Source organism: Micromonospora sp. MH99, from assembly GCF_021442385.1.
Lineage (GTDB): Bacteria > Actinomycetota > Actinomycetes > Mycobacteriales > Micromonosporaceae > Micromonospora.
The window spans coordinates 16,777-28,726 of the sequence record NZ_MUZA01000075.1; the positions used below are offsets into that span (position 1 = coordinate 16,777).

The 11,950-nt window shown below is 72.8% G+C and carries 12 protein-coding genes, 1 pseudogene and 1 riboswitch; of the genes and pseudogenes, 5 read left to right on the plus strand and 8 right to left on the minus strand.

Annotation, left to right across the window (positions count from 1 at the left end):
- Positions 1-49 precede the first annotated feature (49 nt).
- Positions 50-451 (plus strand): peptidase inhibitor family I36 protein, encoded by a 402-nt coding sequence (locus tag B0E54_RS27560; protein WP_234589170.1) that lies wholly within the window; start codon positions 50-52, stop codon positions 449-451.
- Positions 452-535: 84 nt separating this feature from the next.
- Here the strand turns inward: B0E54_RS27560 and B0E54_RS27565 are convergent, their stop codons facing one another.
- Positions 536-1,024, minus strand: a complete 489-nt coding sequence (locus B0E54_RS27565) for a peptidoglycan-binding protein (protein WP_234589174.1) — start codon at positions 1,022-1,024, stop codon at positions 536-538.
- Between the two features lie 459 nt (positions 1,025-1,483).
- Positions 1,484-1,628, plus strand: a riboswitch (cyclic di-AMP (ydaO/yuaA leader).
- Here B0E54_RS27565 and B0E54_RS27570 point away from each other — a divergent pair.
- Entirely contained in the window at positions 1,628-2,299 is a 672-nt protein-coding gene (locus tag B0E54_RS27570; RefSeq protein ID WP_234589175.1) for a transglycosylase family protein, read from the plus strand. It overlaps the preceding riboswitch by 1 nt.
- Positions 2,300-2,392: 93 nt before the next feature.
- On the opposite strand, the gene B0E54_RS27575 is transcribed toward B0E54_RS27570, so the two are convergent.
- The 3 genes from B0E54_RS27575 to B0E54_RS27585 all read right to left on the minus strand — a co-directional run bounded on the left by B0E54_RS27575 (position 2,393) and on the right by B0E54_RS27585 (position 4,550).
- Positions 2,393-2,752 (minus strand): hypothetical protein, encoded by a 360-nt coding sequence (locus B0E54_RS27575; protein WP_234589180.1) that lies wholly within the window; start codon positions 2,750-2,752, stop codon positions 2,393-2,395.
- Between the two features lie 115 nt (positions 2,753-2,867).
- Positions 2,868-4,055, minus strand: coding sequence for a DNA polymerase IV (gene dinB / locus B0E54_RS27580; protein ID WP_234589182.1), 1,188 nt, complete (start codon positions 4,053-4,055; stop codon positions 2,868-2,870).
- 57 nt (positions 4,056-4,112) lie between these two features.
- Positions 4,113-4,550 (minus strand): VOC family protein, encoded by a 438-nt coding sequence (locus B0E54_RS27585; RefSeq protein WP_234589190.1) that lies wholly within the window; start codon positions 4,548-4,550, stop codon positions 4,113-4,115.
- Between the two features lie 94 nt (positions 4,551-4,644).
- On the opposite strand from B0E54_RS27585, the gene B0E54_RS27590 reads away from it, so the two are divergent.
- The gene (locus B0E54_RS27590) at positions 4,645-5,619 is read left to right on the plus strand and encodes a YafY family protein (RefSeq protein WP_234589184.1); all 975 of its coding nucleotides are present in this window, start codon (positions 4,645-4,647) and stop codon (positions 5,617-5,619) included.
- Here the strand turns inward: B0E54_RS27590 and B0E54_RS27595 are convergent.
- From B0E54_RS27595 to B0E54_RS27610, 4 genes are all read right to left on the minus strand, one after another.
- A complete protein-coding gene (locus B0E54_RS27595) occupies positions 5,514-6,095 on the minus strand; it encodes a GNAT family N-acetyltransferase (RefSeq protein ID WP_234589185.1) in 582 nt (193 codons plus the stop codon). The genes B0E54_RS27590 and B0E54_RS27595 overlap by 106 nt on opposite strands.
- The gene (locus B0E54_RS27600) at positions 6,092-6,703 is read right to left on the minus strand and encodes a GNAT family N-acetyltransferase (protein WP_234589186.1); all 612 of its coding nucleotides are present in this window, start codon (positions 6,701-6,703) and stop codon (positions 6,092-6,094) included. Before B0E54_RS27600 ends, B0E54_RS27595 begins: the two co-directional genes overlap by 4 nt.
- 190 nt (positions 6,704-6,893) lie before the next feature.
- Positions 6,894-8,468: an FMN-binding glutamate synthase family protein gene (locus B0E54_RS27605; RefSeq protein WP_234589187.1), complete on the minus strand. Its 1,575-nt coding sequence runs from the start codon at positions 8,466-8,468 to the stop codon at positions 6,894-6,896.
- 148 nt (positions 8,469-8,616) lie between these two features.
- Complete coding sequence (locus tag B0E54_RS27610) at positions 8,617-9,726, minus strand: N-acetylmuramoyl-L-alanine amidase (protein ID WP_234589188.1); 1,110 nt, start codon at positions 9,724-9,726, stop codon at positions 8,617-8,619.
- 211 nt (positions 9,727-9,937) lie between these two features.
- Here B0E54_RS27610 and B0E54_RS27615 point away from each other — a divergent pair.
- Both B0E54_RS27615 and B0E54_RS27620 read left to right on the plus strand, forming a co-directional pair.
- Positions 9,938-10,717 (plus strand): annotated as a pseudogene (locus B0E54_RS27615) (hypothetical protein); the annotation flags it as partial.
- A 610-nt stretch (positions 10,718-11,327) separates the two neighbouring features.
- Positions 11,328-11,950: MFS transporter (locus tag B0E54_RS27620; protein ID WP_234589189.1), on the plus strand; the 623-nt coding region annotated here is incomplete at its 3' end.

Here is an 11,950-nt window from a genome sequence, read left to right on the forward strand (position 1 = left end):
AATTCGACTCACGGCCCGTCCGGTCGTGACGACACCGGAGGTCACCATCGTGCGAAGTGCTCTGCGAAGGTTCACGTCCGCCCTGCTCGGCGTGGTTGCCGTGGGCGCCACGCTCGCCGTCGCCCCGAGCCCGGCCCAGGCCAACTACGCCTGCCCCTCGGGTCTGCTCTGCCTGTACGCCGGGACCAACTTCAGTGGGGACATCTTCCTGCTCGACGGGCCGTACAACGGCTGCAACGACGTTCCGCTGCCCTCGTACTTCCGCAACCGGACCCAGTCGATCATCAACAACCGGCCGTCGGGCACCGTCTCCACCTTCTGGGACAACGCCAACGCCACCGGCCTGCTCGGCTACCAGCACGCCTACGGCTACCGGGCGAACCTGGCGTACGACACGGCCGCGATCGGGGGGAGCTGGAACCAGCGGATCGAGGCGGTCCGCGTCTGCTGAGCCGCGGACCGAACCGGGCAGGGGGGTGCACGACGGCGCCGGCCGGAATCCCACGGGGGACTCCGACCGGCGCCGTCAGGCGGCTCAGCCCGGGTAGTAGCAGACGTTCGGGATGACCGCCCCGCCGTTGACCCCGAAGATCGCGAAGCCCATGTACGCCCGGGTCTGCGGGCCGTACTCGCCGTCCTCGGCGATGTTCGCGTACACGATGTCCTGGTTGATGCGGTGCTGGGCGTACCGGACGGCCTCGCGGGTCCGCGAGCCGTAGTTGCCGTCGAGGGAGAGCGACTGCGAGTAGCAGTTGTTCAGCGCCTCCTGAAGCACCAGCACCGCCGAGTTCGAGTGGCCGTAGGTGAGATAACACTGCTTGTTCCCGGTCTGCCAACCGATGGTCGGCACGTGCATGTCCGCGCCGCCCGGATAGCCGCCGACCCGGTAGAAGGTCAGGCTGGTGCAGGGGCTGGACGCCTGTGCGGCGGTCGGTGCGAGCAGGGTCAGGCCGGCGCTGGCCAGGACGGTCACGAGGGTGGCGGCGGCGCTGCGGCGGCCGATGCGGCTCCGGTGGATCGACATGCTCTCCTCCTGGGAAGGTTACCGGGATCGACCCGGTGTGCCTTCGAGCATCGCGGCCGTCGATCTACGGTTTCCTGCCCGAACGTCAATTCGCAGGGACCGCGCACGAGGAGGGCGGCACCACCCACCTACCGGTGTGGGTGCGCACCCTCGGTCCCAGCCGGGGGGTCTACTCCGCTCTCGGTCACGACACCCGGTCCTCCGCATCGCCCGGACACGTCGAACTGCTCGGTCGCATCACCTCCTGGCTGCGTACGGACGGTGACATCCGGGCCTGATCGGAATCGGTCCATCATGGTCGGTGCACAGCCGCGCGTCGTCCGCAACCGCTGGCAGAGGCGCCCCGCGTGCGCCGGTGAACAAGTTCACAAGCGTTGGGCGAGGGTCACCGACCGTGCCTACCGTCGGTCGAGTCCACCACCGTGGACACCACGACCGGCAACGCCAAATCCTGCCCCCGGTCGTCGGATACCAGAACCCCGGGCAGGAGCGGGGGACCCACGTTCCTCGGTGCATGTCACCTCGGGGTGAAGCCGCCACCGCGCGGCCGGGCTCCTCGGCCCGAACCCGACAGCTCACCTCGCCGGCGTGGAGGAACCACACATGACGTCTGTCTACACTCCCCGTCATCGACGGGTCACCACCCGCCGCGTCGCCGTCGGCACCCTGGCCGTCGGCGCGGTCACCGGCGCCGTCGCCCTCTTCGGGCCCGCGGCCCCGGCCCAGGCCGGTGTCAACTGGGACGCGATCGCCCAGTGCGAGTCCGGCGGCAACTGGAAGATCAACACCGGTAACGGCTACTACGGCGGCCTGCAGTTCTCCCAGGGCACCTGGGCCGGCTACGGCGGCAAGAAGTACGCCGCCCGTGCCGACCTGGCCAGCCGCGGCGAGCAGATCGCCATCGCCGAGAAGGTGCTCGACGGGCAGGGCATCGGCGCGTGGCCGACCTGTGGCCGCAAGGGTGGCTCGTCGGGCTCCGCCGCGAAGTCCTCGAAGTCCACCGCCGGGAAGGACCGGTCCACCGCACCGAAGGACCGCTCCACCGCACCGAAGGAGCGGTCGTCGCGCGGTGACCAGCCGGCGACCCGCAACCACGAGCGCACCGCCCCCGCGGCCGGCGGCGACACGTACGTCGTCAAGCCGGGGGACACCCTGTCGGAGATCGCCGACAGCCACCACCAGGCGGGCGGCTGGGAGGCCCTGTACGAGCGCAACCGGCAGCTGATCGGCGCCGACGCCGGCCTGATCTTCCCGGGTCAGCGGCTCGCTCTCTGACGTACGACACACGAACGCTCGGCCGGGTCACCGGCCGAGCGTTCGGTCGTTCGTCGGGCGCTGATCGCCTCTGAGCAACGGGTGTCGTCGCGGCTACGCCGCCGGAGCGGAGGCCCTCGACTCCCGGCGCGACGCCACCGCGTTGGCGCTGCGGTCCCACCGGCCGGCAGGTGCCGCGGCCTCGCCGGGCCAGCCCGTGCCGGCGTCGTCGCCGCCGATGGTCATCTCGACCGCGCCGGGGGTCCTGCGGGCCAGCCGGAGCGACTGCTCGGCACCCGCGCGGGCCGAGCACGGCCAGGACTGGCCGGCGCACTGGAGGTTGCGGCAGTGGCCCTCGTCGTCGGGCTCGTGGGCACTCAGCACGTCGACCGCCAACTGCCAGAGCAGGGGGTCGGTCACGTCGTGCGGGCGTTCGGCGTGCCGGCTCGGTCGGTTGCTGGTGTCGTCGGACATGGTGGCCCCCCTCGTCAGGCTGTTCCCCCCAAGGGTCACCCGTGAGCCGCCGGCTAAACCGTCGACCTGCTGTGATGTGTCTCCGGTCGCAGCTGGCCGGCCCCCCACACGGGGCTCAGTCCGGCAATAGCGGCATCTCGACACCCGGGTCCCGGCCGAGGAGCACCGCCCGGGTGAGTGCCGCCGAGCCGAACCGGTCGCGTACCGCGTCCACCGCGGCGTCCAGGTCCGCCCCGGTGTCGACGTCGAACGGCAGCTCCGGCTGCACCGGGTTGTCGTCGAGGTTGCCGACCGAGACGCCGATCAGGGTGGCTCCGCGGCGCTCGATCTCCGGCAGCGCGGCCCGCAGCAACGCCCGCGCGGCGCCCAGCAGCGCCGTGGTGTCCGCGGTCGCCTTGCCGACGGTGTGCGAGCGGGTGGCCCGGGTGTAGTCGCCGAAGCGCAGCCGCAGCACCACCGTGCGCCCGGACCGCCCGGCCGCCCGCATCCGCCGGCTGACCCGGTCGATGAGGCCCGCCAGGATGGCGTCCAGCTCGGCGGGGGCGTGCGGCGTACGACTCAACGCGTGCTGCGCGCCCATCGAGCCCCGGCGTCGGCCCACCTGCACCGACCGGGGGTCCCGGTTGTGGGCCAGGGCGTGCAGGTGCCGGCCGGCGCCCGCCCCGAGCAGGGACACCAGCGCGGCCTCGCCGAGCCGGGCCACCTCCCCGACGGTACGGATCCGGCGCTCGCGCAGTTTCGCCGCCGTGACCGGGCCGACGCCCCACAGCCGTTCCACCGGCAGCGGGTGCAGGAACTCCACCTCGGCGTCGGGCGCGACGACCAGCAGCCCGTCCGGTTTCGCCACCCCGCTGGCCACCTTCGCCAGGAACTTCGTCCGGGCCACGCCCACCGTGATCGGCAGGTGGACCCGGTCGCGGACCTCCCGGCGCAGCCGCTCGGCGATGTCGGCCGGTGCGCCGACGAGCCGCCGCAGGCCGCCCACGTCCAGGAACGCCTCGTCGATGGAGAGCCCTTCGACCAGCGGGGTGGTCTGCCGGAAGATCTCGAACACCGCCCGGCTGGCCTGCGTGTACGCCGCCATCCGGGGCGGCACCACTATCGCGTCCGGGCACAGCCTGCGGGCCTGCTGGCCACCCATCGCGCTGCGGACGCCCCGCGCCTTCGCCTCGTAGCTGGCGGCGAGCACCACACCACCGCCGACGATCACCGGACGCCCCCGCAGGCGCGGGTCGTCGCGCTGCTCGACCGACGCGTAGAACGCGTCCAGGTCGGCGTGCAGGATGTGGGCGCCGCTCGACACGTACACATGTTCGCACGACGTCCGGTGATCGCGGCGGTGAGCTGGGGGAACGCGCGATCAGTCGAGGCAGAACTCGTTGCCCTCGGGGTCGGCGAGCACGAGGTGGCCGGCGCCGAGCGGGGGAGCGGGTTCGTGCCGTGCGAGGCGGGTGGCGCCGCGGGCGACGAGCCGCTCGGCCTCCGCCTCCAGGGCCGCCATCCGCTCGTCACCCGTGAGCCCGGGGGCGGCCCGCACATCGAGGTGTACGCGATTCTTGGCCTGCTTGCCCTCCGGCACGCGCTGGAAGAACAGGCGCGGCCCCGCGCCCTTGGGGTCGACCACCGCCGACGCGTCGTTGCGTCGCTCCGGCGGCACACCCATGGCGTCCAGCGCGGCGTCCCACGAGTCGAAGTCGCCGGGCGGTCCCTGCAACTCGTAGTCGAGGGCCGCGGCCCAGAACGCCGCCAGGCTTGCCGGGTCGGCGGCGTCGAACGTTATCTGCACCTCGCGGGCCATGACAGCTCCCTCTTTTCTGCTCCGGCTGGTCATGCCGCCACCCTCTCGCTGATGGCGGACAGGGCCGTTCCGCTATTCGTGCAACGATCGGCGGGTGACTGTGGAGGCGACGACGGAGCGGGTGCTGCGGACGCTGGCCCTGTTGCAGCGGCGGCCGTCGTGGACGGCCACCGAACTCGCCGCCGAGCTGGGTGTCACCGACCGCTGTGTGCGCCGCGACGTGCAACGCCTGCGCGCCCTCGGGTATCCCGTCCAGGCTTCGTTTGGCGTCGGCGGCGGCTACCGGCTCGGCGCGGGCACCCGGCTGCCGCCGCTGCTCCTGGACGACGAGGAGGCGATCGCCACGGCGGTCTCCCTGCGACTGGCGTCGGGAGGCACTGTCGCGGGGGCGGGCGAGGCGGCCCTGCGGGCACTCACGAAACTCGACCAGGTGATGCCGGCGCGGCTGCGCGTCGAGGTGCGGGCGGTGCACGGCTGGACGGAGACGCTCATCGGCCCGGTGGTCGAGATCGACGCGGAGCTGCTGGTGACCCTCGCCCGGGCCTGTCGGGACGCCGTGCGGGTGCGGTTCCGCTACGCCGGCCGCGACGGCGGTGAACGGGAGCGGACGGTCGAGCCGGTCCGGATGGTCACCACCGGCCGTCGTTGGTACCTGATGGCCTGGGACGTCGATCGTGACGACTGGCGGACCTTCCGCCTGGACCGGATGCGGGCCACGGTGGCGACGACCTGGCGCTTTGCGGCGCGCGAGCATCCGGATCCGATCGCCTTCGTGCAGCGGTCGGTGACCGACGCGCCTTACCGGCATCTCGCCCGCGTGCGGGTGCACGCTCCGCCCGAGCGCGTGCGGGAGGTGGTGCCGCCGCAGGTGGGGCGCGTGGAGGCCGACCGCGACGGGTGGTGCGTGCTCGTCGTCGGCGGCGACAGCCTGGACTGGCTCGCCGCGCACATCGCCCGCCTGAGTTACGAGGTGGAGGTGCTGGAGCCCGTCGAACTGCGCGAGGCCGCCGCCCGGCTCGCCCGCCGCCTGGCGGCGCTGGCCGGGCCGGCGTCGGAGCCCACCGTGTAACGCCGCAACGACACCGGGCTGCCGTCCGGAGCGGCCCACGATGCCGTGCTCGTGCCCGTGCACCGCCAGCCGGTGCGCTCGTAGAGGGCGACGGCTGCGGCGCCGTCGGCGACCACGTCGAGCACCAGACGCACCCGGCGCGCGTCCGCCCAGTGCCGGGCCCGGGCCAGCAGAGCGCTGCCCAGCGCCAGCCCGCGGGCGGCCGGCGCCACGAACAGGCGGGCCACCTCGGCCGCCGGCTCGGGGTGCGGCTCGTCCGCCGGGTCGGGCAGGCGGTGCACCGCGACGTGTCCGACGATCGTTCCAGCGGGGTCGACGGCGACCCAGGCGCGCGCCGGGTGCGGCTCGCGCAGCCAGCGGTGCGGGTCGGCCGGCCAGTTCAGCGGATAGCTGTCGACCCGGTGGACGTCGGCGAGCGCCGCGACGCAGCCGTCGAGGTCGGCGGCTCGCCGGCGGCGGATGCGCGGTGGGTTCACAGGTCGTCGAAGGGGCTGGCGTAGCGGAACTCGCCCCGGATGGTCTCGCGCCACGCGGTCAGTGGCCGAGCCATGAAGTACTGCGGACCCCACGGCTGTGGCGGTGTGACGCCCAGCTCGACGGCCGGCCGGAAGCCGAACCGTGGGTAGTAGCCGGGATGCCCGAGCAGCACCACGAGCGGTTCGTCGCGGGCGTCGGCCGCGCCGAGCACCGCGTGCATCAGCGCGGTGCCGACGCCGAGACGCTGCCACGCGGGAAGCACGCCGAGCGGCCCCAGGCCGAGAGCGACCGGCTCACCGCCCACCCGGCCGCGGGTGGCCACCACGTGCCCTACCACCTGGCCGTCCGAATCGGTCGCCACCAGGGAGTACGCGGGCAGCCAACCCTCGTCGGCCCGCAGCGCGTCGACAAGCGTCGCCTCGACCGGCGCGGCTTCGACCGGCGTTGCCTCGACCGGCGTTACCTCGGCCGGCGTGGCCTCGACCGGCGTTACCTCGGCCGGCGTGGCTTCGGCTGGCGTGCCGTCGTCCGTGGTCCTGGCGAAGGCGGCCGCGTGCACCGCGCGGATGGCATCGACGTCGGCGGGCGTCTCGCGTCTGATCAGCACCGCGCCACGATACGGGTGTAGCCGGCAACGGCTCCACACGATTACCGGTCGGCGGCCGTCGATGACGAGTGCCCCGACCCGTCGATGCCGGATGCCGCCGGGGCAGCGATTGTCGTGCCGGCTGCCTCGGAGTCACGGCCGCCCGAGAGCGGAGGCCCGCGGCTGCTTCCGCCGCTCTCAGCCGCCGCCCTCAGCCCACGGCGGTCGCCGACGGAGGGGCGCTGCCGCCCCGGGGCGACTCCGGGGTCATCAGCCGGATGATCTCCTTCTGGTCGGCCGGCGAGGGCATGCCCCAGTGCGGTTGGTAGTCGTACACCTCGTGCAGTGGGGCCGAGCCGGTACGGCCGTCCAGGATCTCCACGGCGTCCGTGCCGATCAGGCCGGGGTGTTCGACGCCGCACGCCTCGGCGACCTTGGTCAGGTCCCGGCGCAGGGTCCGCAGGTAGTTGGCCGCCCGGACGGACTTGAGCGTCGGGTCGAGGCCCCGGGCCAGCCACGCGTTCTGCGTCGCCACCCCGGTGGGGCAGGTGTCGGTGTGGCACTTCTGCGCCTGGATGCAGCCGATCGACAGCATCGCCTCCCGACCCACGTTGACCATGTCGCAGCCGAGCGCGAACGCCACGATGGCGTTGTCCGGAAGGCCGAGCTTGCCGCTGCCGATGAACACCACCTGCTCGTGCAGGTCGTGTTCGGCGAAGACCTTGTAGACCCGGGAGAAGCCGTGCTGGAACGGGAGCGACACCGAGTCGGTGAAGATCAGCGGCGCGGCGCCGGTGCCGCCCTCGCCGCCGTCGACCGTGACGAAGTCGACGCCCCGGCCGGTGTCCCGCATCAGGCTGGCCAGTTCCTGCCAGAAGGTGAGGTCGCCGACCGCCGACTTGATGCCGACGGGCAGGCCGGTCTCGGCGGCCAGCAGCTCCACCCAGTCGAGCAGGCTGTCACAGTCGGAGAACTCGGCGTGCCGCGACGGGCTCACGCAGTCCTGTCCGGCCGGGATGCCCCGGGTGGCGGCGATCTCGGCGGACACCTTCGCCCCGGGCAGCAGCCCGCCGAGGCTCGGTTTGGCGCCCTGGCTCAGCTTGATCTCCAACGCCCGGACGGGGGCGCCGGCGACCAGGTCCTTCAGCCGGTCGAGGCTGAAGCGGCCGTGCTCGTCGCGGCAGCCGAAGTACGCCGTGCCGAGTTGGAAGATCAGCTCACCACCGTTGCGGTGGTACGGCGACAGGCCGCCCTCGCCGGTGTTCTGCAGGCACCCGGCGAGCGCGGCCCCCTTGTTCAGGGCGGTGATGGCGTTGCCCGAGAGCGAGCCGAAGCTCATCCCGGAGATGTTGACCACCGACTCCGGTCGGAACGCGCGTGCCCGGTCCCGCGCCGCGCCCAGCACCTTCGCGCACGGCAGCTGGACGTCGTGCCCGGCTGTCGGTGACGACGGCGGCACGGCCCGGCCGAACGTGCGGTGCTTGATGATCGGGTATCCGGGTGTGTGCTCGATGTCGTTGTCCGTGCCGAAGCCGAAGTAGTTGTTCTCCTGCTTCGCCGACGCGTACACCCAGCGACGCTGGTCGCGGGTGAACGGGCGTTCCTCGTTGTTGCCGGCCACGATGTACTGCCGAAGCTCCGGCCCGATGGCCTCCAGCAGGTACCGGGCGCGGCCGAGCACCGGGAAGTTGCGCAGCAGCGCATGGTCGCGCTGGATCAGATCCCGCGCGGCGAGCGCCGCGACGGCGGCGGCTACGGCGGGTACGGCTCGACGGGCCCAAGTCATGCCGGGCAACCTTTCCGCCTGAGCCCTCGGCCAAACCGGCACGTCGCCGACAATGCGCTGCTCAGGCCCCGGGTGCGCGCTGGTGGCCGGCGTCCACCCCGCGGTGGAGGCGGCACGGGGATCACCAGGTGCCGCCTCCGACCCAGGGTCAGTGGTGCATGAACGACTGACGGACCGTGCCGCCGACGATCGCGCACCACGTGCTCGTGCTGAGCTTGCCGTTGCGGGGCAGGCCGTGCAGCGCCTGCAGGTCCTGCACGGCCCCGCGGGTGGCGTGGTCGTACGCCCCGGTGACGGTGACCGCGTACCCCTTGGTCGCGAGGATCTCCTGCACGGCCGTGACCGGCGCTCCGGCGGCGTGCTGGTCCAGCTCCGGCGCGAGGGTCTCCCAGGTCGGCGTGGTGAGCGTGGCGTCCACGTCCACGGCGATGCCGTTGCGGGCCTGCCAGTCCTGCACGGCGGCCACGGTCGCGGCGTCGAACGTGCCGCTGACCGTCACGGCGTAGCCCCGGTAGGCCAGCAGGTGCTGCACCACCCGGACCGACGGCGAGTTGACGAACCGCCACAGGTCCGGCCAGCGGCGGGCCGGCACGTCGCCCAGCTTGGTGCCGAGGACCGCGTGGACCCGCCGCCGCAGGTCCGGGAACTGCCGGTAGAACGCCGCGCCCGGGCACTCGGTGGTGCGGAAGTCCCAGTGGCCGAAGATGTCGAACGCGTGCAGCCCGTACTGCCGGCAGATCGCGACGCAGAGCTTGACCAGCGAGTCGGTCAACGCCTCCGGCGGGGTCTCGGTGACGTAGGTGCCCTCGTTCTCGATGCCGATGGCCCGGCCGTTCTCGCCCGGGCAGTGCGCCGAAATCATCTGGCGGTCGCCCGCTTCGAGGCGTTCCAGGCTGCCCCGGCGGCCTTCCAGCACGTAGCCGCCGCGGCTCACCGTGAAGTGCTGGCCGGTGTCCGACCAGCCGTTGCCGTCCATGTGCAGGTCCTGGCAGTCGTGGGCCAGCTTGACCGCCTGCTCGCGGGAGTAGTCGGTGACGTTCGGGAACGCCATGTGATGCACGATGATCTTGTTGGTGGGGATGGCGCTGACCGACAGCGGGTCCTTCGGCGGGCGGGCGGCCCACTCGTCGCAGCTGATGATCCAGTCCAGGTCGGTGCCGGGAGCGGCCTGCGCCGCGCCCGAAAAGGCGAGTTCGCTTCCGACGACGGCGACCGTGGCCGCGCCGAGACCGGCACGCAGCAGCGTTCGGCGGTCCACTTCGGAATGGTCGACGTGCATGACATCTCCTCCTGCGGCCGACGGCGGGGGGATGAAAAGTAGCTCCAGTGGCCGCACGTACTCCGGAGAATATTGCCAAGACTCGTCCGTGCGCTAGACCCCGCGCAGCGGGAGCGGCGTTTCCCCGACCGCTGGTGGGGGTAGGTCGGGGACCTACCATCCCGGCTGCTCCGCATGGAGGAACGACCCTATGAGTGACAACGTCAGCGACGCGGTGGGCGACGCCCTTCGCTCGGTGATGCTCTTCCTGCCCAAGGCCGTCGCCTTCCTGGCGATCCTGGTGGCCGGTTGGCTGATCGCCAAGGCCGTACTGAAAATCGTGGAGAAGGTCCTCGAACGCGTGGGCTTCGACCGCGCCGTCGAGCGCGGCGGCATCCGCCGGGCCCTGAGCCGCTCCCGGTACGACGCCAGCGACATCGTCGCGAAGCTCGTCTACTACGCGGTGCTGCTGCTCACCCTGCAACTCGCCTTCGGCATCTGGGGGCCCAACCCGATCTCCGACCTGATCACGGCCGTGGTCGCGTGGTTGCCCCGCGCCTTCGTCGCGATCGTCATCGTCGTGGTCGCCGCCGCCATCGCCAACGCCGTCAAGGACATCATCAGCGGGGCGCTGGGCGGGCTCTCGTACGGTCGGGTGCTGGCCGGTACCGCCTCGGTGTTCATCCTCGGCCTGGGCGTCATCGCGGCGCTGAACCAGATCGGTGTGGCCACCGCGGTCACCACCCCGGTGCTGATCGCGGTGCTGGCCACTGTGGGCGGCATCCTCGTCGTCGGCGTCGGTGGCGGCCTGATCCGTCCGATGCAGAGTCGCTGGGAGGCGTGGCTGACCCGCGCCGAGCAGGAGTCGCAGCTGATCGCCACGCACACCCGCGCCTACCGGGCCAGTCGCCGCGACGCCGAGGCCGAACTGGCCCGTGCGACGGCCGCCCGCGCCGACGCGGACACCACCCAGGTGACGACGCGGCCGTCCGACCCGGAGGCCACGCAGGTGGTGACCCGCCCCGCCGAGAGGGACGCGGACGCGACCCAGGTGACGACGCGGCCCTCCGACCCGGAGGCCACGCAGGTGGTGACCCGCCCCGCCGACACGGACGCGGACGCGACTCAGGTGGTGCGGCCGTCGACCGACGACACCACGCAGGTGGTCGCCCGGGACAAGCCAGTCGTCACGACCCCGACCGCCGAGCGGGTCGACGACACCACGCAGGTGGTCGCCCGCCCGAGCGACCCGGACACCACGCAGGTCGTGGATCCCCACCGCGACGCCGACACGACCCAGGTGATCAGCGGCGGGGTTCCGGGCCAGCGCACCAGCGACGACAGCGAAACCACGACGGTCCTCCCGCCGGTGGATCCCCACCGGCGCTGACCCTCGGCGGGACGACGGGGCGGGATCCACGCGGATCCCGCCCCGCTCACGTCGCGCGCCGGCACGCCGAAAGCGCTGGCCGGCACCGTCACGCCGGTCTACCATCGCCGGCATGACCTGGCGACATTGATCCAACGCCTTCGGCCGCACCCGTGGACCGCCACGGGCACCGCACGTCCGGTGTCCGTCTCCACTCCCACGGGAAGGCCCCATGATCCACCTCGCCTCGCGCGTGCCCGACCCGGCGGTCCGTCGGCTGTCGGTGACCCTCTACGCGTACGCGTTCCTCAGTGACCTCGTCCTGCTCTACCCGCTGTACGTGGTGCTCTTCGCCGACACCGGCCTGTCGGTGGGGCAGATCTCGTCCCTGTTCGTCATCTGGTCGGCCGCCGGCATCCTGTTCGAGGTGCCGTCCGGCGCGTGGGCCGACGTGGTGTCGCGTCGGCTGCTGCTGTGTCTCGCCCCGCTGGTGACCGCGGCCGGCTACGCGCTGTGGGTGCTGCTCCCGTCGTACCCGGCATTCGCGGTCGGGTTCCTGCTGTGGGGCGCCGGCGGGGCGCTGGTGTCCGGCGCCCTGGAGGCGCTGGTCTGGACCGAACTGGACCGGCTCGGCGCCGTCGGTCGGTACGCCCGGGTGCTCGGTCGGGCCCGGACGGCGGGTGTGCTGGGCGTGGTGGTCACCGGGGTGCTCGCCGGCCCGGTGCTCGCCGCAGGCGGGTACCCGGCGGTCGGCGCGGCCAGTGTGCTCGCCTGCCTGCTCGCCGCCGCCGTCGCGGCCCGGTTCCCCGAGCACCGCACGCCGCCCGGCCCGGCACCGTCGCACCCCGCGCACGA